This window comes from Micromonospora sp. NPDC050417 (assembly GCF_044458865.1).
GTDB lineage: Bacteria > Actinomycetota > Actinomycetes > Mycobacteriales > Micromonosporaceae > Micromonospora_G.
Window position 1 is genome coordinate 353,693 of the sequence record NZ_JBITIH010000001.1, and the last position, 20,946, is coordinate 374,638.

Consider the following 20,946-nt stretch of genomic DNA (forward strand, 5'->3'; position numbering starts at 1 on the left):
CCCTCTACTAGAGAGTTATAGTTATGTCAACCACTGATCCTCTCCGGGCAACGTAAGCGCCCCCGCCTCCTCAACCAAGGACCCGCGCGGCGTGTCGCCACGCCCGTCCACGATCGGTCGACGCGACGCCGACGATCGGCCCGGCGAAAGCCCACTCCGGCCACCGCCACCGAACCCACCACCGGACGGCGCCGGCTCAGCGGATCGTGACCACGTCCGGGGAACTCACATCGATGGTGTCGGTGCGCTGGCCGAGCAGAGCGGTCGCCACACTGGCCTTCTGGTCGCTCCGGGTCGCGTCGCCCCAGACCACCGTCCGGTCCTCCGCGAGCCGCACCAGGATCCGCGCCGGCCCCTCCACCGCCACCTCGACAAGTCCGTCACGCAACTGTGGGGTCAACGCCGCGATTACCCGCAGGGCCGCCTCGGTCGCCGGGTCGTCCCGCCCAGGCGTGGGGACCCGGACCAACGGCAGCCCGGCCGGCCGCTGGGCCACCGTCTGGAACACCACCCCGGCCCGGTCCACCACGGCGAACTGCCGGCCCTGTGGCACCACCGCCGCCGGAGTCCGCTCGACCACGTCGACCAGCAGCGCACCCGGCCAGTGCCGGGAGACCGTCACCCGCTCCACCGGCGCCAGCGCGCCGACCCGGTCACGGACGGCGGCCAGGTCCACCCGAGCCAACGGCTGCCCGTCCGGCACCGCCGCCGCCTCCCGTACCTGCGCCGGACTGACGAGGTTGGTGCCGGTCACCCGTACCTCGCCGACCCCGAGCAGCGAGGTGCCGTAGACGACCCAGCCGACCAGGCCGGCGAGGACCAGCACACCACCGGCGACCGCCCACGGCAGCACCGCGCGCAACCGCCGCTGACGGGCCCGACGCATGAACCGGCGAGCCGAGGGCGGCACCGCGTCGCTACCGGCCCGGACCAGACGCCAGCGCCGTCCCGTGCCGCTGCGCCCGGCCGACCCGGACCCGCCCCGGCCGGTGGGGCCGACGCCGCCGGAGGAGCCGGTCGACCCGGCTCCCGAAGCGGAGGCCCGGCCGCGCGGCGTACCCGGCGTCACGCGCCGGCGACGGTCGATCCGGCCGGACCGGGCGCGGTGACCGCGCCACGCCCGGCACCTGCCGTATCCGATGCCTCGGCGAGAGCGGCGAGCAACTCGTCGCCCATCAGCGAGATCGGCGGCGCGCCCATGGTCACCACCACGTCGCCCCGGGTGGCCCGCCGGACCACCTCGGCCGGCACGTCCGCCCAGGACTCAAGGAAGATCTTGCGCTCCGCCGGCAACGGCACCGCCGCGATGAGCGACGCCGACCCCTCCCCCGGCTGGCGCACCTCTCCCGGGCCGAAGACCTCCAGCATCACCACCTCGTCGGCGATGCCGAGCGCGGCGGCGAGCTGGTCCTGCAGGTCGCGCGTCCGGTAGACCCGGTAGGGCTGGAAGACCACGATCAGCCGCCCCTCCCCGGCGACCTCACGCAGCGTCTGCAGGGACGCGGTCATCGAGGTCGGGTGGTAGGCGTACTCGTCGTAGACCAGGACACCGTCGACCACACCCTTGCGCTCGAACCGCCGACGTACGCCGGGAAACACACCGAGCGCGGTGACCGCGGCCGACGCCGGCAGGCCCAACCGCAGCGCGGTCAGCACCGCCGCGGCGCTGTTCAGGGCCAGGTGCCGGCCGGGCACCGGAAGCTGGATCTCGCCCAGCGACTCGCCGTCCAGGGTGGCCAGGTAACGTGCCCCGGCGGCCGACGAGACCACCTCGCTCAACCGCAGGTCGGCGTCGTCGGCCAGCCCGTACGTGTAGACGCTGCGCCCCTGCGCACGCAGTGCCTCGGCCAACCGGCGGGTGCCCGGATCGTCGGCACAGGTGACCACGAAACCGTCCGGGTCGGTCAGCCGGGCGAACTCGCCGAAGCCAGCCTCCAGCCCGGCGTAGTCGCCGTACGTGTTGAGATGATCCTCGTCGATGTTCGTGATGATCGAGACGTACGGCCGGTAGAGCAGGAACGAGCGGTCGCTCTCGTCGGCCTCGACGACGAAGTACTGGCCGCTGCCGTGGTGGCCGTTCGAGCCGGCCTCGGAGATCTCCCCGCCGATCACGAAGGACGGGTCCTCGCCGGCCTGCTGGAGGATCAGCGTCAGCATCGAGGTGGTGGTGGTCTTGCCGTGGGTGCCGGCGACCGCGATCGCCCGTCGGCCGGTCATCGCCGCGGCCAGCGCCTCGGAACGGTGCATCACCCGTACGCCGCGCCGACGCGCCTCGACCATCTCCAGGTGGTCCTGCGGGATCGCGGTGGAGTAGACCACGGTGTCCACCCCGTCGAGGTTGGCCGCGTCGTGGCTCATGTGGATGGTGCCACCGAGGGCCCGCAGGCCCGCCAACGCGGGCCACTCCCGCAGTTCGCTGCCGGAGACCGGGATACCCCGGGTGAGCAGCAGGCGGGCCACCCCGCTCATGCCGACCCCACCGATTCCGATCAGATGTACGGTGCCGAGGTCCTCGGCGGCGACCGTACCGGCCGGGGTGGACTGCGCGGTGTTCATAGGGTCAACCTTCCGTTCGCGACGGGCCGGGTCACCGGCCCACCGCCTCGTAAACGAAGTCCAGCAACGCCTCGTCGCCGTCCCGCCGGCCATAGGTGCCGACCGCGTTGCTCATCGCCGCCAGACGGCGCGAGTCGCGCGCCAGCGGCAGCACGTTCTGCTCGACCCAGCCCGGGGTCAGTTCCGCGTCGTCGACGAGCAGGCCGCCACCGGCCTCGACCACCGGCAACGCGTTGCGCTTCTGTTCCTGGTTGCTGTACGGGTACGGCACATAGATCGCCGGCAGCCCGACCGCGGAGACCTCGGCGACCGTCATCGCGCCGCCCCGGCAGAGCATCAGGTCGGCGGCGGCGTAACCGAGTTCCATCTGCGACAGGTAGGGCACGGTCACGTACGGCACCGGCAGGTCGGTGGGGATCGACACGGGTTCGTTGCGGGCACCGATCACGTGGAGCACCTGCACCCCGGCGCGGGCCAGTTCCTTGGCCGCCCCGGCGACCGCGAGGTTGATCGACCGGGCGCCGCCGGAGCCGCCGGAGACGAAGAGCGTCGGCAGGTCCGGCCGGAGCCCGAAGTGGGCGCGAGCGGAGTTGCGCTGGGCCATCCGGTTCAGCCCGGTGATGCCGCGGCGCAGCGGTACGCCGACCACCCGGGCGTCGCGGAGCGACTCGGCCTGGACCGGCTGGTGCGGGAACCCGACCGCGACGTGCTTGGTGAACTTCATCCCGAGCCGGTTGGCCACCCCCGGGGGCACGTTCACCTCGTGGATCACGATCGGCGTCTCGCGCCGCCAGGCGGCCAGGTACGCCGGCACCGAGACGTACCCGCCGAAGCCGACGACCACGTCCGCGATGACCTCGTCGAGCACCTTGCCGGCGGCGCGGGCGGCCTTCCACATCCGGTCTGGAGTACGCATCAGGTTGACGTTGACCGACCGGGGCAGTTGGTAGGCGGGGATCTGCCGCAGCTCGTACCCGTGCGGGGGGATCAGCTCGTTCTCCAGCCCCCGAAAGCTGCCGACACAGGTGATCCGGACACCGGGGTCGTGACGACGCAAGCAGTCGGCGAAGGCCAGCAGCGGGTAGATATGCCCCCCGGTGCCACCTCCGGCAAGCACTACCGACCGCAGCGGACCCATCAGCGTCTCCTCTCGTTCGCCGGGCCGGCACGCTCCCGCGCCGCCCGACTACCCGCCACCCGGCCGCTTTCCGACCGGGTCTGCCCGTCGCGCCGCTTACCCGATCGGGGCGGGGCATCACCGGCGGCCGGGGCGGGACTCGACCGTCCGCGCCGGTCCGCGGGAAGCGGCGGCAACGGGGCCCAGACTAGTCGTACCCATCGGGCCGGCGGGCGGGCGTTCAACGCTCGGGCGGCGTCCGGTTCGGCGCGGGCGAAGGAGGCGAGCATGCCGATGGCGGCGAGGGTGACGACCAGGGCGCTGCCGCCGTCGGAGATGAACGGGAGCGGCAGGCCGGTGATCGGCAGCAGGCCGGTGACGCCGCCGACGTTGATGATCGCCTGACCGACCAGCCAGGTGGTCGCCGCGGCGGCGGCGAGCCGCCGGAACGGGTCGTCCACCCGGCGTGCGATCCGCAGCCCGCTGTAGGTCAGCACGGCGAAGAGGGCGAGCACCACGGCGCAGCCGACCACGCCCAGTTCCTCGGCGATGACCGCGAAGATGAAGTCGTTGTGCGCCTGCGGCAGCCAGTCCCACTTGGCGATTCCCCGGCCGAGCCCCACGCCGAACCAGCCGCCGTGGTCGATCGCCAACCGGGCCTCGCGTAGCTGGTAGCAGGCGTTCTCGGCGCAGTCGGGAGGCGGGTTGATGAAGGTGGTGAGCCGCAGCAGACGGTAGTTCGGTTGGTCCGAGGAGCCGGAGCCGCCGCCGGATGAGGCTGCGGCGACGAGCAGCCCGATCCCGGCGAGTCCGAGCAGCGAGAGGGTGGCGAAGACGCGCATCCGTACGCCGGCCGCCCAGAGCAGGCCGACCAGGAGGGCGAGCAGGCAGAGCATGGTGCCGAGGTCGTTGAAGCCGACCAGTACGAAGAGGAGTCCGACGACCGGGAAGAGCGGCAGCGCCAGTTCCCGCCAGTAGCCCAGTTCGGCGCCCTTGCGTGCCACCAGGTCGGCTCCCCAGAGCACCAGACCGAACTTCGCCAGTTCGGAGGGCTGGACCTGGACCGGTCCCAGGTGCAACCAGTTCAGACTGGCCATCAGTGGGCCGAGCTTGCCGATCTTGAGGTCGGGGTCTCCGACAGGGAACAGCACCAGCAGACCGTTGAGCACCAGCAGCAGGGCCACGGACAGGCCGAGCACCGGTCGGCCCAGGGCGCGGAAGGTACGGGCCGGAAGCCGCTGGCAGGCCCAGAACGCGACCAGTCCGATCACCGCGAAGAGCGCCTGCTTCGTGAGTGCGCCGAAGGCGTTGCCGCCGTTGGCGTACTCGGTGACGCTGGTGGCCGAGAAGACCATGGTCAGCCCGATCACCAGCAGCAGACCGGCGCTGGACAGGAGCACGTAGTAGGAGGCCAGTGGCCGGTCGAGCAGGCCACGGAGGGCGGCCAGGCCGCCGGCCAGGTCCAGTTCCCCACCGGCCGCGCCGACCGGGCCGGGTCGAGCCGGGGTGGCCGTTCCCGGCGTACGTCCGGCGCCGGGCGAGGGCCGTGGCTGCTCACCCGTCATCTCGCCCGCCCCTTTGGCCTCCCCAGCGCAGTCATCGGCCCATCATCGACGTTCACCGCACGCGCTCACCGCAGGCGCACGGTCGGCGTGTCGGATCCGGTGGTACGGATGCGGTACGGCCCGCCCGGGGTGACTGCCGCGTCACCGGTTGTCCCGGGTCGACGCGGCGGTCCCCACCGGGCGGGCCGGTGAACGCTCGGCTCAGCTGACGGCGGCGAGGAAGTCGCTGTAGAACAGGCCCAGGGCGATCGCCACCCCGATCCCTGCGATGATCCAGAATCGAACCACGATATTGACTTCGCTCCACCCCGCCAACTCGAAGTGGTGTTGCAGTGGAGACATTCGGAACACCCGTTTGCCCGTGGTACGGAACGAGATGATCTGGATCACCACCGACATCGTGATGATCACGAAGAGGCCACCGATGATCGGCAGCAGCAGGATCGTCCGGGTCGACATCGCCATGCCGGCGATCAATCCGCCGAGCCCGAGCGCGCCGGTGTCCCCCATGAAGATCCGCGCGGGTGAGGTGTTCCACCAGAGGAACCCGACACAGGCACCGGCCGCCGCACCGGCGATCAGCGCGATCTCCAGCGGGTCGCGTACCTCGTAGCAGTAGATCGAGGGCCTGATGTTGTAGTCCGGGTCGGCGCACCAGTGCCGGTACTGCCAGAACGCGATCAGCGCGTACGCGGCCAGCACCATCACCGAGGCGCCGGTCGCCAGGCCGTCCAGCCCGTCGGTCAGGTTCACCCCGTTGGTCGAGGCCATCACGACGAAGATGAAGATGACCACCGACGCGATCTTGCCGATCTCCAGCGCGTCGATGTCCCGGATGAACGAGAGCGTGGTCGCACCGACCGTCTGCCCGTTGGTGCTGGGGAAGTAGAGGGCGATCACCCCGAACACCGCGCCGACCAGGATCTGACCCAGCAGCTTGCCGCGCTTGTTCAGCCCGGCGCTGTTGCGCTTGCGCACCTTCAGGAAGTCGTCGATGAACCCGACCGCGCCGGCGAAGACCATCAGCCCCAGCAGGACCAGCGCGGTGATGGTCGGCTGCACCTGGGCGATCTGCTGGCTCGGCAGTGTGGTCAGCGCGAGGTGACCGGCGACGTACGCGATCACGGTGGCGATGATGAACACCACCCCGCCCATCGTCGGGGTGCCCTTCTTGCCCTGGTGCATCGCCGGACCCTCGGCCCGGATCGGCTGCCCCGCCTTGAGTCGGGTGAACACCTTGATCGCCAGCGGCGTACTGAAGAGCGACACCAGGAAGGCCACGCCGATGGCGACGATGACCGCCCTCACGCGCGAACCCCTTCGGTTCCGTTCCCGGTCTCCGTCACGGCGTCGGCGCGTAACGCGTCAACCACCTCCCAGGTGCGGTAGCGCGAGCCCTTCACCAGGACCACGTCGCCCGGGCGCAGCTCGGCCCCTACCGCGGCCACCGCCTCCGCCTGATCGGTCACCAGCACCGACACTCCTCCCCAAGTCCTGACCGCCGACGCCCCGTGGTGGATCGGCGCCGCCGACTCACCAACCACGAAGAGCCGGTCGACGCCCAGGTCGGCCGCGAGCCGGCCGACCTCCTCATGTCCCTGCTGTTCGAACTCGCCGAGTTCGGCCATGTAGCCGAGGACCGCGACGGTCCGGCGGCCCCGCCCGAACTCGGCCAGCGCACGCAGCGCGGCCGACATCGAGGCGGGGTTCGCGTTGTACGAGTCGTCGATGACCGTCACCTCGTCGGTGCGGTCGAAGACATCCATCCGGCGGGTCGACACCAGGCGGAGTTCGCCCAGCGCCACCGCCAGGTCGGCCAGCGGCATCCCGAGTTCACGGGCCACGGCCGCCGCCGCGAGCGCGTTGCCGACCTGGTGCCGGCCGGTCAACCCGAGCCGCACCGGCGCGCTCCCCTCCGGCGTGACCAGCATGAAGGCGGGCCTGCCCCGCTCGTCCATGGTCACCTCGGTCGCCCGCAGCTCGGCATCGGCGGCCTCGCCGACCAGCACCACCCGCGCGCTGGTCCGGGACGCCATGGCGCGTACCCGGGGGTCGTCGGCGTTGAGCACCGCCACCCCGCCGTCGGCCGCGGCCGGCAACGCCTCGACCAGCTCGCCCTTTGCCGTGGCGATCCCCTCGACCGAGCCGAACTCACCGAGATGGGCCACCCCGACGTTGAGCACCACCGCGATCCGGGGCGGCGCCACGGTGGTCAGGTAACGGATGTGTCCGATCCCCCGGGCGCTCTTCTCCAGCACCAGGAAGCGGGTCTGCTCGTCGGCCTTCAGCACCGTGTACGGGTGCCCCAGCTCGTTGTTGAAGGAGCCGGGCGGTGCCACGGTCGGGCCGAGTCGGGCCACCAGCTGCGCGGTCAGGTCCTTGGTGCCGGTCTTGCCGGAGGAGCCGGTCAGGCCGACCACGGTCAGCTCCGGCAACCGGTCCACCACCGCCCGGGCCAACGGCCCCATCGCGCTCAGTGCGTCGTCGACCAGCACCATCGGCACGCCGTCGATCTGCCGGGTGCCGAGCACCACGACCGCGCCGGCCTCGACCGCGGTGGCGGCGTAGTCGTGCCCGTCGACCCGCTCGCCGGGAAAGGCGACGAAGAGCGAGCCGGGTTGGACCTTGCGCGAGTCGAACTCGACCGGCCCGGTGACCCGTACGGTCGGGTCGGCGGCGACCAGCCGCCCCCCGACGGCCTCGGCCACCTCGGCCAGGGTGAGGGCGATCATGACTGATCCACCAGGTGTCCGAAGCGGGCGGTGAGCGCGGCGGCCAGTTCGACGTTGTCGTCGAAGGGGAACACCTGGCCGTCGACCTCCTGCCCCCGCTCGTGTCCCTTGCCGAGTAGGGCGATCACGTCACCGGGCTCGGCCAGCCGGACCGCCTCGTCGATGGCGGCCCGCCGGCCGGCCAGTTCGATGATCTGGGCGCCGTCGGTCACGGTGAGCGCGCCCTCGACCACCTCGGCCCGGATCGCGGCCGGGTCCTCGGTCCGCGGGTTGTCGTCGGTGACGATCACCAGGTCGGCCCCGCGCGCGGCGGCGGCCCCCATCACCGGCCGTTTCTGCCGGTCCCGATCACCACCGGCGCCGATCAGGCAGATCACCCGGCCACCTCCCACGGTGAGCTCGCGCAGTGCGGCGAGTACGGCCACCACCGCGTCCGGTTTGTGCGCGTAGTCGACGACGCCGCGTACCGGCCCCGGGGCCTCGACCCGCTCCAGCCGGCCCGGTACGCCCGCACAGGCGCCCACCCCGGCCACCGCCGTCGCGGGGTCGACCCCGGCGGCGACCAGCAGGGCGATCGCGAGCAGCGCGTTGGCGACGTTGTGCCGGCCGGGCAGCGCCACGGTGGCGTCCAGCGTCAACCCGTTCGGGCCGTGCGCGGTGAACCGCTGGGCGTAGCCGGAGCCGCTGATCCCGGTCGCCCACCAGGTGGCGTCCGGGTTGCCGTCGGCCGAGTAGCTCACCGTGTCCGGCTTGAACAACGGACGCAGCGCGGGGTCGTCGAAGTTGAGCACCTCGACGTCGCAGCGGCCGTCGAAGAGCTGCGCCTTGGCCGCGAAGTACTCGTCCGCGTCGGCGTGGAAGTCCAGGTGGTCCTGGCCGAAGTTGGTGTAGCCACCGGCGCTGAACCGCACCCCGCCGACGCGGCCCAGGGCCAGCGCGTGGCTGGACACCTCCATCACCACCGAGGTCACCCCCCGCTCCCGTGCGGCGGCGAGCATGGCGTGCAGGTCGGTGGCCTCGGGGGTGGTCCGTACGCTGTCCAGACTCAGGTCGCCGAGCCGGGTCTCCACCGTGCCGATCAGACCCGTCACCTGGCCGGCGGCGCGCAGCCCCGACTCGACCAGGTACGCCGTGGAGGTCTTGCCCGCCGTGCCGGTGACGCCGATCATGATCAGCCCGGCGGTGGGTTCTCCGTAGACGGCGGCGGCGATCGTGCCGAGCACCGCCCTCGGGTCGGGTACGACCAGCGCGGGAAGGCCCGCTTCAGCCGCCGCCGGCGCCCCGGCCGGGTCGGTCAGCACCGCCACCGCACCGGCGGCGGCGACCGCCGGGATGAACTCGGCGCCGTGCCGGCGCGCTCCGGGCAGCGCCGCGTAAAGGTCACCGGGCTGCACCTCGCCGCTGGCGTGGGTCACTCCGGTCACCACCAGGGCGGTGTCGTCGGGCGGTTGGATCCCGAGCCGGTCGGCGAGTTCGCGGAGCCGGATCGGATTCACCGTGCGTGGACGTGGATTGCCGGGCACGGCGTCAGACCCTACCGGGTCGAGGGACCGGTACCGCACAGCCGCCCCGGTGGTTTGCCCGCACCCACCGATGATGTCCCGTATTGGCCGCTCAGCGGGGATAGACAACAAACTTCGGCGGTTTGGTCCCCGTTTGAGGCACCCGGTAATGGGTCAGGGTGAAGTTCATCATCTTCTTGAAGGCGGGGGCGGAGATGTCACCGCCACCACCGCCCGGCGTGTACGCGAAGACCGCGATGACGTACTTCGGATCCTCGGCCGGGGCCATGCCGATGAACGAGGCGACCTCGCCGGGGGCGTACTTGCCGTCGACCACCCGCTTGCCGGTGCCGGTCTTGCCGGCGACCCGGTAACCGGGGATCTGGGCCTTGGTCCCGGTGCCGTCCGGCACCGCCACCGGGGCCTCCAGCATCTCCCTGAGCACCGTCGCCGTCTCCGGGCTGATCACCTGCCGGGTCTGCGGAGCCTTGGCCGGCGTACGGGTGCCGTCCGGCGCGATCGTCTCTTTGATCAGCTGTGGCTGCACCCAGGTGCCGTTGTTCGCGATCGCGGCGTACGCGGCGGCCATCTGCAGCGGCGTCGCGTCGACGCTGTGCCCGATCGGGATGGAGCCGGGCGACGACGCGCTCCACTGGTCCGGTGGCAGCACCCGGCCGGTCGCCTCGCCCAGCACCCCCTCGCCGGTCGCCTCGCCGAGCCCGAACTTTCGCTGGTACTCGTAGAGCTTCTCCGGCCCCAGCTTCTCCCCGATCCGGATGGTGCCGATGTTCGATGAGTAGGCCAGAATTCCCGGCAGGCTCATTTTGGTGCCGGGCGGCGCGTAGTGGGTGTCGCTGAACTTCTGGCCACCGATCCACTGCACCGGGTCGACGGTGATCGTGTCCCCCGGCTTGATCACCTTCTCCTCAAGCGCGGCGGCGAAGGTGATCGCCTTGTGCACCGAGCCCGGGTCGACCACGAAACTGGTCGCCGCGTCCTCCCGATCGGTCGGCAGGGTGCCCTTCCAGTCGGCGGCGCTGTACGTCGGATGGCTCGCCTGGGCGAGCACCTGCCCAGTACGGACATCGAGCACCACGGCGGCGGCGACGCTCGCCTTGTTGCCCTTGGCCGCCACACTGAGGATCCGTTGGACCTCGAACTGCAGGTCCCAGTCGATGGTCAGCGACAGGGAACTGCCCGGCTTGGCCGGCGTGACCTTGTCGTAGCCGCCGGGGATGGCGAGGCCCAGCTCACCCCGGCCGGCCTCGAAGACCCGCTCGCCGTCGACCCCGCGCAGCAGGTCGTCGTAGCGGGCCTCGATCCCCTCCAGCCCGCTCATGTCGTCGCCGATGAAACCGATCAGGTTTGCCGCCAGGTCCCCGCCGGGCACCTCGCGCCGCTCGTCCGAGCCGGTGAAGATGCCCTCCAGGTTCAGCTCCGCGATCTTCTTCGCGGTCGGGATCTCGACCCCTCGGGCGAGGTACTGGAACTGGGATGGGCTGCCGTCGGAGCGCTTCTTACGGTTGAGGTCCTCGACCAGCGTGGAGCGGGGGATGCCGAGCAGCGGGGAGAGCACGTTCGCGGTGCCGGCCACGTCCGTGACCGCGCTCGGGTCGGCGTACACGTAGCGCGCGTCGACGCTGTGGGCCAGCACGGCGCCGGAACGGTCGTAGATCGCGCCACGGGGCGCGGAGAGGATCACCGGTCGGAGCCGGTCGCTCAGCCCTCCGTCGGCGTACGCGGGAAGCTGCACGACCTGTAGGACGATGAGCCGGATGCCGATGGTGGCGAAGAGCGCGAGCGCGAGCAGCGTGCCCAGACGCAGCCGGCGTCCAGGGTCGGCCAGCCGGGGTCGGCGCGGCGGCTTGCGGGGCGGCCGGGCGGGCGCGGCGCGGCCCCGGCCGGCGCCGCTGGCGCGGCTGTCGTTGGTGCCACCGCCAGCGGGACGGCGGCGGGGTGCCGGGACCGGCTTGGCGACGTCGGAGGCGCGCGGGGTGCGCGGCGGCACCGTGCGGCCGGCGCCGCTGCCCCGGCTGTCGGCCGGTGGCGTGGGTTCGCGTCGGGTACGCGCGGCGCCGCCCCGACCGCCGCCGTCGAGCACCTGCAAGGCGGGGCGGAACGGGTCTGCGGAGCGGGTGGAACGGGGGGTACGGCGCAGTTCCGGGGCGTCCCGGACGGTGCGCCCCCGGGGGGTGTAGGCCCGGGCGCCGGAGATGCCGCCGAGACCGGCGTCGCCCTCGTCGGCGGCGCCCCGCGTGCCGTTACGGGCCCCGCCGTCCCGGGAGGCACCACGACCGCCGGTGTCCCGGCCGGCGGAGCGCGCCCCGGTCTCCCGTTCCGGGCCGGCCGCCGACGCACCGCGCCGGGACGCTGACCCGTCCCGGCGCGGTTCATCGGAGCGTGGCGACACGCTAACCCCCCGCGTTCTGCTGACTGGTGATCGACGGCTGGCCGCCGGCCGGCTTCGGCACCCCGATCAGCCGGCCGTCGGGGAGCCGGATGAACGCCGGCGGACCGGAGTCGACCAGGCCCAGCTTGCGGGCTTCGGCGACCAGGTTGCCCGGGGTCCGAGCCTCGTCGATCTCTTGCTTCAGTTCCTGCTGTTGGAGGTCGAGCGTGGCCTGCTGCTTCTGCAGCTTGTCCAGCCGGATGGCGTTTTCGTTGATCTTGGTGTTGATCACCAGGACCCCGAGCACCCCACCGACCACCATGGCCAGGATCAACCCGACGAACGGTGCCCTCGGCACACTCACCGGCAGCGGTGGAGCGACCCGCAACGCGGGCGGGTCGACCCGACCGGAGCCGGCCGGGTGTGCCTCGCGGCCACTGACACCGGCCCGAGGCGCCTGGCCCAACCGCTCACCGCCGGCCGGATGCGCCGCGCGGGCGCTGTCGCGTGCGGCGCGGTCGCGCGTGCCGACCTCGGCAAGCTCCGGTGCCCGCAGCGCCGCGCTGCCCTGGATCGGAAAACTGCCCCGCGCGGAGAACTCGCGCGCCCCCCGGACGCGAGCCTCCGAACCCGGCGCCTGGCGGGTCGCCGTCCGAGCGCGGTTGATCCGCTCCGTCGTGGTCCGCTCCGCCGCGGTCCGGCCCCCCGACCGCGGTGTGCGCGGCTCCACGCCGGTCTGGTCCCGGTGGTCGCGCTTGTTGACGTTCATGATCCCTCCCCCTCTACAGCCGTGCCGTCTGCGTCCCCTGGCCCCGACGGGCCCTTCCTCCGGTCCACGTCGGACCGACCCGGCGCGGTCGCACCGGGGGTGTGCAGTGCCTTCACTCGTCGACGAGACCGCTCGCGGTCGGCTCGCCCGGTTGTCTCCGGCCCACCCGCACGCTCCGGGTCGACCCGCTCCGCTGCCCGCAGTCGCACCGAGGCGGCCCGCGGATTGGCCGCCACCTCTGCCTCGCTCGGCAACTCCGCGCCACGGCTGAGCAGCCGCAACGTCGGACCGGTGCCGGGCAACTCGACCGGCAGGTCGACCGGACCGGTGCTGCGGGCCCGGCCGGCGAACGCCTGTTTGGTGATCCGGTCCTCCAGCGAGTGGTACGAGAGCACCACCAGCCGACCACCGACGGCGAGCGCGTCCAACGCGGCCGGCAGCGCCGTCTCCAGCGCGGCCAGTTCCCGGTTTACCTCGATCCGCAGTGCCTGAAACGATCTTTTCGCCGGATGCCCGCCGGTACGCCGGGCGGCGGCCGGGATCGAGTCACGGACCAGTTCGGCGAGGAACGCCGAGGAGGTGATTCGGGACCGTTCCCGTTCCCGCACGATCGCCGAGGCGATCCGTCCGGCGAACCGTTCCTCGCCGTACACCTTGAGCACCCGGGCGAGTTCGCCGTGCGAGTAGCTGTTGACGATCTCCTCGGCGGTCACCCCACGGGTCTGGTCCATCCGCATGTCCAGCGGCGCGTCCTGGGCGTAGGCGAACCCGCGATCGGGCGCGTCGAGTTGCAGCGATGACACCCCGAGGTCGAACAGCAGGCTGTCGACGTGCGGGTAGCCGAGCCGGTCGAGTACCTCCGGCAGTTCGTCGTAGACGGCGTGCACCAGGTGGATCCGGTCGGCGTACCGGGCCAGCCGGGCCCGGGCGTGGGCCAGGGCCTCGGAGTCGCGGTCGAGCCCGATCAGGATCGTCTCCGGGTGGGCGGCCAGGACCGCCTCTGCGTGGCCGGCGAGGCCGAGCGTCGCATCGACGTGGATGGTGCGTCGGTTCCGGTCCAGCGCGGGGGCGAGCAGCTCGAGACACCGCTCAAGCAACACCGGCACGTGCGTACCGCGCAGCTCCCCCATGTCGACCCCCACTGACCGGCTTCCTTGTCTGTTCACGTCTGTATGCTGTCAACCGCTCGTCATACCGCCAGATCCCCATCCGCTCTGGCCCGTCGACCGGCCCGGTGTAGGCCCGTCAGCGGATCGCGTCCCTGGCACCGGGGAAGAGGCGCCAGGAACAGGAGCGGCTGGAGATCTCGCAGTACGTCAGGCGCGTTGGCCCGCGCTACAGACCGCCTGGCAACACCCCCTCCTCGATGTCCGCGAAGTCGTCTTCGCTTTCCGCGAGGTAGGTCTCCCAGGCCCGCTTGTCCCAGATCTCCACCCGGGTACTGGCCCCGATCACCACCAGCTCACGATCCAGTGCGGCGTACTCCCGCAGGTGTGCCGGGATGGTCACCCGGCCCTGCTTGTCCGGCACCTCGTCGTGGGCGCTGGCGAAGAAGACCCGGCTGTAGGCCCGTGCCGCCTTGTGTGTCATGGGTTGCTCACGCAACTGGTCCGCGATCCGCTGGAACTCGGGCGTCGGGAAGACGTACAGGCAGCGCTCCTGCCCCTTCGTGATCACGACACCTCCCGCCAGTTCGTCCCGGAACTTGGCCGGAAGAATCAGCCGGCCCTTTTCGTCCAGACGCGGGGTGTGTGTGCCGAGAAACACGGCTCAACCCCCTCGCCCTTCCAGCGGCGTTCGCGGCGCCGCTGTCCCCCGGGCCGGCAGGTCCTCCCGGCCCCACCATTGGGCCCCACTCTACTCCACTTCCCTCCACCCGCAACCGGAAACACGGGCAAACCACGACGATGTCATTCACAAAACTGCACGTCAGAGGGGGTGGTGCGGAGTGGAGGGCGGTGCGCGGCCCGGCCGGCGTCCGCTTTCCGACAAAGATCAAAACCAACCTCTGGTACGCCCACGAGGCGCCCGTCCCGCACCCATCGGACCCAGTTTGCCCGCAGCGGTCCACCCGCATTCGGGCGCGCGACGGCCACCGGTGGAGGAAAGTGGGGAGAAAGGCGGAGGGATAGCAATGGTCGGGGAGGAAGTGGGGCAGGTCACCGGGGCCGTAACCGGACAGGTCAATGGTCCGGGCGGGACCGAACGCCTCGTGCGACGGTCTGGGCACCGCCGCTGTCCGGTAACCTCGCTCGCGTGACGGACGCGAGAATGCCCCTGCGGGCGAAGGTGGCCAGCTCCGTGTCGCGCACCGCGGCGGCGCTGTCGCGGGCCGCCGGCCGTGGCGACGGATCGGTGATCGGCGGCTGGATCGGACTGAAGATCGACCCTGACCTGCTGGCACACCTCTCCGCCGGCCGAGCCATCGCCCTCATCTCCGGGACCAACGGCAAGACCACCACCACCCGCCTGAGCGCCGCCGCCGTCGGCAAGCTCGGCACGGTGGCGACCAACTCCTTCGGCGCCAACATGCCCACCGGCCACACCTCCGCTCTGGCCAAGGCGGGCAGCACCCCGTACGCGGTACTGGAGGTCGACGAGCACTACCTGCCCGAGGTCCTTGAGGCCACCGAGCCGCACGTGGTCGCCCTGCTCAACCTCTCCCGGGACCAGCTCGACCGGGCCAAGGAGGTCAGCATGATGGCCCAGCTCTGGCGGTCCGCGCTGGTCCGCTACCCGGAACTGCGGGTGGTCGCCAACGCCGACGACCCGTTGGTGGTCTGGGCCGCCACCCCGCCGGAGAAGCGCAGCGGGACGCTGAACACCCCGGTGGTCACCTGGTTCAGCGCCGGGCAGCGCTGGCACGACGACTCCTGGGTCTGCCCCGAGTGCGGCTCGCCCATCGAACGCGCCCAGGACCAGTGGTGGTGCACCGGCTGCTGGCTGCGCCGGCCGCAACCGCAGTGGGTGGTGGAGGACGACGGCGTACTCGACCCCTCAGGTGCCTGGCACAAGGTGGTGCTCCAGCTACCGGGACGGGTGAACCTCGGCAACGCGGCCACCGCGCTCGCGGTCGCCGCCGAGTTCGGCGTACGACCGGCGGACGCGGTCTCCCGGCTCGGCGGGGTCGCCTCGGTCGCCGGCCGGTACGCCCAGGTGGCCCGCGCCGGACGGAACATCCGGCTGCTGTTGGCGAAGAACCCGGCCAGTTGGCTGGAGGCGTTCGACATGGCGGAGCAGGCCCCGACCCTGCTCTCCATCAACGCCCGGGACCCCGACGGTCTGGACACCTCGTGGCTGTTCGACGTCGACTTCTCGCCGCTGCGCGGCCGACAGGTGCTGATCACCGGCGACCGGGCGTACGACCTGGCGGTCCGGCTGGACGTCAACGAGGTGCCGTTCCAGCACGTCAAGACGTTCAGTGAGGCGGTCTCGGCGGTGCCCCAGGGGCGGCTCGAAGTGATCGCGAACTACACCGCGTTCCAGGACATCCGAGCGGAGTTGGACCGTGTCAACTAACTCGTACTTCCCGGTGAACCAGCCCAGCGGGTACGCCACGCACTCGCCGAGCGGCTCGGAGAGCACCCTGCGGATCGCCTGGATCTACCCGGACCTGCTCTCCACGTACGGCGACCGGGGCAACATGCTGATCCTGGCCCGTCGGGCACAGCAGCGCGGCATGCCGGTGGAGACCATCGAGGTCCGCTCCGACCAGCCACTGCCCGCCGTCGCCGACATCTACCTGCTCGGCGGCGGCGAGGACGGACCGCAGGCGCTCGGCGCCCAGCGTCTGATCGCCGACGGCGGGCTGCACCGCGCCGTCGCCCAGGGCTCGGTGGTCTTCGCGGTCTGCGCCGGCTACCAGATGCTCGGCGGCTCGTTCTTCGCCAAGGGTGCCAAGTGCGCCGGCCTGGACCTGCTCGACCTGCACTCCGACCGGGGGCCGTCGCGCGCCGTCGGCGAACTCGCCGGGGAGATCGACTCCCGACTCGGGCTGCCGCCGCTGAGCGGCTTCGAGAACCACGGTGGGCGTACGCACCTCGGCCCCGGGGTTTCTCCGTTGGCCCGGGTCACCACCGGCATCGGCAACGACGGCAGCAGTGAGGGGGCCTGGCGCGGCAAGCTGCTCGGCACCTACTCGCACGGTCCGGCGCTGGCCCGCAACCCGGCCCTGGCGGACCTGCTGCTGCGCTGGGCGACCGGGGTGAGCAGCCTGCCACCGCTGGACGACACCTGGCAGGACCGGCTGCGCGCGGAGCGGGTCGCCGGCGTCGCCGCCGCACGGTCGTGATCGTCCCGCACCTCCGTCGGCTGCTCCGGCAGCGGTCGGTCGTGCGATTCGGGTCGCTCCTGCTCATCCTGGCCCTGTTCGGTCTGGCGCTGCTGGTCGTACAGCCTGACCTGGCCTCGGCGCCACGGCTGGTCGACCGGCTCGGCCCCGCCGCGCCGGTCGCAGCGGTCCTCGTCGGCGCACTGCTGATGGTGGCGTTGGTGCCCCGGACGCTGGTCACCGTGGCCTGGGGGGCACTCTTCGGACCGCTCGGCGGCGCCGGCTACACCCTGGCCGCCGCGCTGGTCGCGGCTGCGCTGGGGTTCACGGTCGGGCGGATGCTCGGCCGCGACTTCGTCGCCGAGCGGGTACGTGGCCGACTGGCCCGGCTCGACGGTTGGTTCAGCCGGCAGAGCGTGCTCGGGGTGATCACGGTACGGCTGCTGCCGGTCGGCGGGTTCGGGCTGGTCAGCTACGGCTACGGGACGACCGGCGCACGGGTGGCGCCGTTCCTGATCGGCAGCGTGCTGGCCTCGGTGCCGTCCGCCTTCGGCTACGCCGCGGTCGGCGCGGCGGTGGCCGAACCGGACCGGTTCAACTGGCTCTCGGTGGCACCGGCCAGTTTCGGCCTGATCGCCACCGCGGTGCTGGTCGCCCGTTGGCGCCGGTCCGAACGCGCCCACCGTCGGCGCCCGGCCGACACCGCCCCGGACTGAAGCCGACACCGCCCCGAACGGAAAGTGGCCGCCCCGATCGGGACGGCCACTTCTTCCACCTCGACGGTCAGGCGACGACGCTGACCATCCGGCCGGCAACCACGATGACCTTGCGGGGTTCCTTGCCGGCCAGTTGGTCGGCGATCTCGGCCAGCGCGGCGGCGCGTACGGTCTCCTCCGACGCGTCGGCGGCGACCTCGACCCGTCCCCGGACCTTGCCGTTGATCTGCACCGGGTACGTGACCGTCTCGGCCACCAGCAGCGCCGGGTCGGCGACCGGGAACGACGCGTACGTCAGCGAGCTGTCGTGGCCCAGCCGCTGCCACAGTTCCTCGGCGATGTGCGGGGCGAACGGCGCCAGCATCAGCACCAGTGGTTCGGCCACCTCACGGGGCGTACCGGCCAGCCGGGTCAGCCCGTTGGTCAGCTCGATCAGCTTGGCGATCGCGGTGTTGAACCGGATCGCGTCCATGTCGGCGCGTACCCCGTCGATGGTCTTGTGCAGCAGTCGCCGGGTCGGCTCGTCGGCCGGCGTCTCCACCACCCGCGAGGCGCCGGTGTTCTCGTCGACCAGCGCCCGCCAGACCCGTTGCAGGAACCGGTACGACCCGACCACCGCCCGGGTCTCCCACGGCCGGGAGACCTCCAGCGGTCCCATCGACATCTCGTAGACCCGGAAGGTGTCCGCACCGTACGCCGCGCACATCTCGTCCGGGGTGACCACGTTCCGCAGCGACTTGCCCATCTTGCCGTACTCGCGGCGGACCTGGTTGTCACCGTGCCAGAAGCCGCCGTCACGCTCGGCCACCTCGGTCGCCTCGACGTAGCGTTCCCGCTCGTCGGTGTACGCGTACGCCTGGATCATGCCCTGGTTGAACAGCTTGCGGAACGGCTCGACCGAGGAGACGTGTCCCAGGTCGTACAGGACCTTGTGCCAGAACCGGGCGTAGAGCAGGTGCAGCACGGCGTGCTCGGCGCCGCCGACGTACAGGTCGGTGCCGCCGGTGTCGCCGGTGTCGCGGGGGCCCATCCAGTAGCGCTCGTTGGTCGGGTCGACGAACCGGTCCGAGTCGGTCGGGTCCAGGTAACGCAGCTCGTACCAGCAGGAGCCGGCCCACTGCGGCATCACGTTCGTCTCGCGGGTGTAGCGCTTCGGCCCGTCACCCAGGTCCAGCTCCACCTCGACCCAGTCGCCCTTGCGCGACAGCGGGGTCTCCGGGTTCGAGTCGGCGTCGTCGGGGTCGAAGGTGCGTGGCGAGAAGTCCTCCACCTCGGGCAGTTCGACCGGCAGCATCGACTCGGGCAGCGCGATCGGGGTGCCGGCCTCGTCGTAGACGATCGGGAACGGCTCGCCCCAGTAGCGCTGGCGGCTGAACAGCCAGTCCCGCAGCCGGTAGGTGACCGCGCCCTGGCCGTACCCGTTGGCCTCCAGCCACGCGATGATGGCCGCCTTGGCGTCGGTGACGCCCAGGCCGTCCAGGTTCAGGCCGCGCTCCGGCGCGCTGCTGTTGATCGCCGGGCCGTCCCCGGTGTACGCCTTGCCGTCGAAGCCGGCCGAGGGCTGCACGGTACGCACGATCGGCAGGTCGAACACCTCGGCGAAGGCCCAGTCCCGCTCGTCCTGACCGGGCACCGCCATGATCGCCCCGGTGCCGTAACCGGCCAGCACGTAGTCCGCGATGAAGATCGGGATCGGCGTCCCGGTGACCGGGTTGGTGGCGTACGCACCGACGAAGACACCGGTCTTCTCCTTGGCGTCGGCCTGCCGCTCCACGTCGGTCTTGGCGGCGGCGGCCTTCCGGTACTCCTGGACCGCGACCCGTGGGTTGGCGTGCCCACCGGTCCACGCCTCCCGGGTCCCCTCCGGCCAGACCGCCGGCACCAGCAGGTCGACCAGTTCGTGCTCGGGGGCCAGCACCACGTAGGTCGCGCCGAAGATGGTGTCCGGGCGGGTGGTGAAGACCCGGATCGGCTCGACCTCCGCCCCGGTCTCGACCGGGGCGGCAACCGGGAAGTCGACGTGCGCGCCGACCGAGCGCCCGATCCAGTTGCGCTGCATCAGCTTGATCGGCTCCGGCCAGTCCAGCCGGTCCAGGTCCTCCAGCAGCCGGTCGCCGTACGCGGTGATCCGCATCTTCCACTGCTTCAGGTTCCGCTTGAACACCGGGAAGTTGCCCCGGTCGGAGCGGCCGTCCGCGGTGACCTCCTCGTTCGCCAGCACCGTGCCCAGCCCCGGACACCAGTTGACCGGCGCCTCGGAGACGTACGCCAGCCGGTGGTCGTCGACGACCACGCGCCGCTCGGTCGCGGTCAGCTCGGCCCAGGGCCGGCCGTCCGGGGTGGGCCGGGTGCCGGCCTCGAACTCGGCGACCAGCTCACCGACCGGCCGGGCCCTGCGCGCGGCCGGGTCGTACCAGGAGTTGAAGACCTGTAGGAAGATCCACTGGGTCCAGCGGTAGAAGTCGGTGTCGATGGTGGCGACCGAACGGCGGTCGTCGTGCCCCATTCCCAGCCGCCGTAGCTGTGCCTTGTACCGCTCGATGTTCGCCTCGGTGGTGGTCCGGGGGTGGGTGCCGGTCTGCACCGCGTACTGCTCGGCCGGCAGCCCGAACGCGTCGAAGCCCATCGCGTGCAGCACGTTGCGGCCGGCCATCCGCTGGTAGCGGGCGTACGAGTCGGTGCCGATGTAGCCCAGCGGGTGCCCGACGTGCAGCCCGGCGCCGGACGGGTACGGGAACATGTCCAGCACGTACAGCTTCTCCGCCCCGGCCCGGGGGTGGTCCGGGTCGGCGAGCGGTCCGACCGGGTTCGGCGCGTGGAAGGTGCCCCACTTCTCCCAACGGTCCTGCCAGCGCTGCTCGATCTCCCCCGCCAGTCCGGCGGTGTATCGATAGGGCGGAGTGTCCGCCGCCGGCTCGACTGTCTCGGTCATGTCGTCTCCTCGCCGCGCTCACCGTCGTGCGTCTCAGGGCCCGTTCCGCGCATTTCTGCGGGGGCACTTCGTACTCCAGGCACATGCTTTTTTCGGGCACAAAAAAGCCCCTCACGCAGGAGGGGCAGCCGTGCTGTGGCGCTTGTCAGCGTCAGCACGGCTCGCTAAGGAGCAGGTAGGCCCGGGCCATACCCGATAGTCTACGCCTTCGCCAGATGGCCTGTCGCGCCGGTTCGACCGTCGGCGCGGTGACGCCGAGCGGTCAGCAGGACCGACGTGTGGTCGGCGCGAGCGCGAGTTACGGCTAGCCTGATTCCAAGCGGGTGATCCGAGCGAGCCCGGCGGACGTATTTTCCCGTGAACCTTACGGCCGGCCCAGCAGGTCTGGACAGAGCAGC

Annotated in this window: 15 protein-coding genes; 3 read left to right on the forward strand and 12 right to left on the reverse strand. The window is 71.7% G+C overall.

The genetic code is table 11. The features are described from left to right. Positions 1-196: 196 nt before the first annotated feature. From ACIBF5_RS01465 to mraZ, 11 genes are all read right to left on the reverse strand, one after another. A complete protein-coding gene (locus tag ACIBF5_RS01465) occupies positions 197-934 on the reverse strand; it encodes a cell division protein FtsQ/DivIB (RefSeq protein WP_396807357.1) in 738 nt (245 codons plus the stop codon). Between the two features lie 131 nt (positions 935-1,065). After that, positions 1,066-2,556: a UDP-N-acetylmuramate--L-alanine ligase gene (murC, locus tag ACIBF5_RS01470; protein ID WP_396806932.1), complete on the reverse strand. Its 1,491-nt coding sequence runs from the start codon at positions 2,554-2,556 to the stop codon at positions 1,066-1,068. Positions 2,557-2,587: 31 nt separating this feature from the next. Then, entirely contained in the window at positions 2,588-3,694 is a 1,107-nt protein-coding gene (murG, locus tag ACIBF5_RS01475) for an undecaprenyldiphospho-muramoylpentapeptide beta-N-acetylglucosaminyltransferase (protein WP_396806934.1), read from the reverse strand. Beyond that, positions 3,694-5,121 carry an FtsW/RodA/SpoVE family cell cycle protein gene (locus ACIBF5_RS01480; RefSeq protein WP_396807359.1) on the reverse strand — a complete coding sequence of 476 codons (1,428 nt, stop codon included), beginning with the start codon at positions 5,119-5,121 and terminating at the stop codon, positions 3,694-3,696. Before ACIBF5_RS01480 ends, murG begins: the two co-directional genes overlap by 1 nt. 318 nt (positions 5,122-5,439) lie before the next feature. Then, complete coding sequence (gene mraY / locus ACIBF5_RS01485; protein WP_396806936.1) at positions 5,440-6,546, reverse strand: phospho-N-acetylmuramoyl-pentapeptide-transferase; 1,107 nt, start codon at positions 6,544-6,546, stop codon at positions 5,440-5,442. Next, a complete protein-coding gene (gene murF / locus ACIBF5_RS01490; protein WP_396806938.1) occupies positions 6,543-7,970 on the reverse strand; it encodes a UDP-N-acetylmuramoyl-tripeptide--D-alanyl-D-alanine ligase in 1,428 nt (475 codons plus the stop codon). The genes mraY and murF overlap by 4 nt, the downstream gene beginning before the upstream one ends. Next, complete coding sequence (locus tag ACIBF5_RS01495; RefSeq protein WP_396806940.1) at positions 7,967-9,493, reverse strand: UDP-N-acetylmuramoyl-L-alanyl-D-glutamate--2,6-diaminopimelate ligase; 1,527 nt, start codon at positions 9,491-9,493, stop codon at positions 7,967-7,969. The genes murF and ACIBF5_RS01495 overlap by 4 nt, the downstream gene beginning before the upstream one ends. A 91-nt stretch (positions 9,494-9,584) precedes the next feature. Beyond that, positions 9,585-11,882 carry a peptidoglycan D,D-transpeptidase FtsI family protein gene (locus ACIBF5_RS01500; protein WP_396806942.1) on the reverse strand — a complete coding sequence of 766 codons (2,298 nt, stop codon included), beginning with the start codon at positions 11,880-11,882 and terminating at the stop codon, positions 9,585-9,587. A 1-nt stretch (position 11,883) separates the two neighbouring features. After that, positions 11,884-12,630: a hypothetical protein gene (locus ACIBF5_RS01505; protein WP_396806944.1), complete on the reverse strand. Its 747-nt coding sequence runs from the start codon at positions 12,628-12,630 to the stop codon at positions 11,884-11,886. After that, the gene (gene rsmH / locus ACIBF5_RS01510) at positions 12,627-13,760 is read right to left on the reverse strand and encodes a 16S rRNA (cytosine(1402)-N(4))-methyltransferase RsmH (protein WP_396807361.1); all 1,134 of its coding nucleotides are present in this window, start codon (positions 13,758-13,760) and stop codon (positions 12,627-12,629) included. Before rsmH ends, ACIBF5_RS01505 begins: the two co-directional genes overlap by 4 nt. 205 nt (positions 13,761-13,965) lie before the next feature. Beyond that, the gene (mraZ, locus tag ACIBF5_RS01515; RefSeq protein ID WP_396806946.1) at positions 13,966-14,397 is read right to left on the reverse strand and encodes a division/cell wall cluster transcriptional repressor MraZ; all 432 of its coding nucleotides are present in this window, start codon (positions 14,395-14,397) and stop codon (positions 13,966-13,968) included. Between the two features lie 504 nt (positions 14,398-14,901). On the opposite strand from mraZ, the gene ACIBF5_RS01520 reads away from it, so the two are divergent. From ACIBF5_RS01520 to ACIBF5_RS01530, 3 genes are read left to right on the forward strand one after another with little or no spacing between them, the layout of a single operon-like run. Next, positions 14,902-16,149: a MurT ligase domain-containing protein gene (locus tag ACIBF5_RS01520; protein WP_396807363.1), complete on the forward strand. Its 1,248-nt coding sequence runs from the start codon at positions 14,902-14,904 to the stop codon at positions 16,147-16,149. A gap of 13 nt (positions 16,150-16,162) precedes the next feature. After that, positions 16,163-16,921, forward strand: coding sequence for a type 1 glutamine amidotransferase (locus tag ACIBF5_RS01525; RefSeq protein ID WP_396807365.1), 759 nt, complete (start codon positions 16,163-16,165; stop codon positions 16,919-16,921). Then, positions 16,918-17,616, forward strand: coding sequence for a TVP38/TMEM64 family protein (locus ACIBF5_RS01530; protein WP_396806948.1), 699 nt, complete (start codon positions 16,918-16,920; stop codon positions 17,614-17,616). Before ACIBF5_RS01525 ends, ACIBF5_RS01530 begins: the two co-directional genes overlap by 4 nt. Before the next feature lie 67 nt (positions 17,617-17,683). Here the strand turns inward: ACIBF5_RS01530 and leuS are convergent, their stop codons facing one another. Next, positions 17,684-20,548 carry a leucine--tRNA ligase gene (gene leuS, locus ACIBF5_RS01535; RefSeq protein WP_396806950.1) on the reverse strand — a complete coding sequence of 955 codons (2,865 nt, stop codon included), beginning with the start codon at positions 20,546-20,548 and terminating at the stop codon, positions 17,684-17,686. Positions 20,549-20,946: the final 398 nt, after the last annotated feature.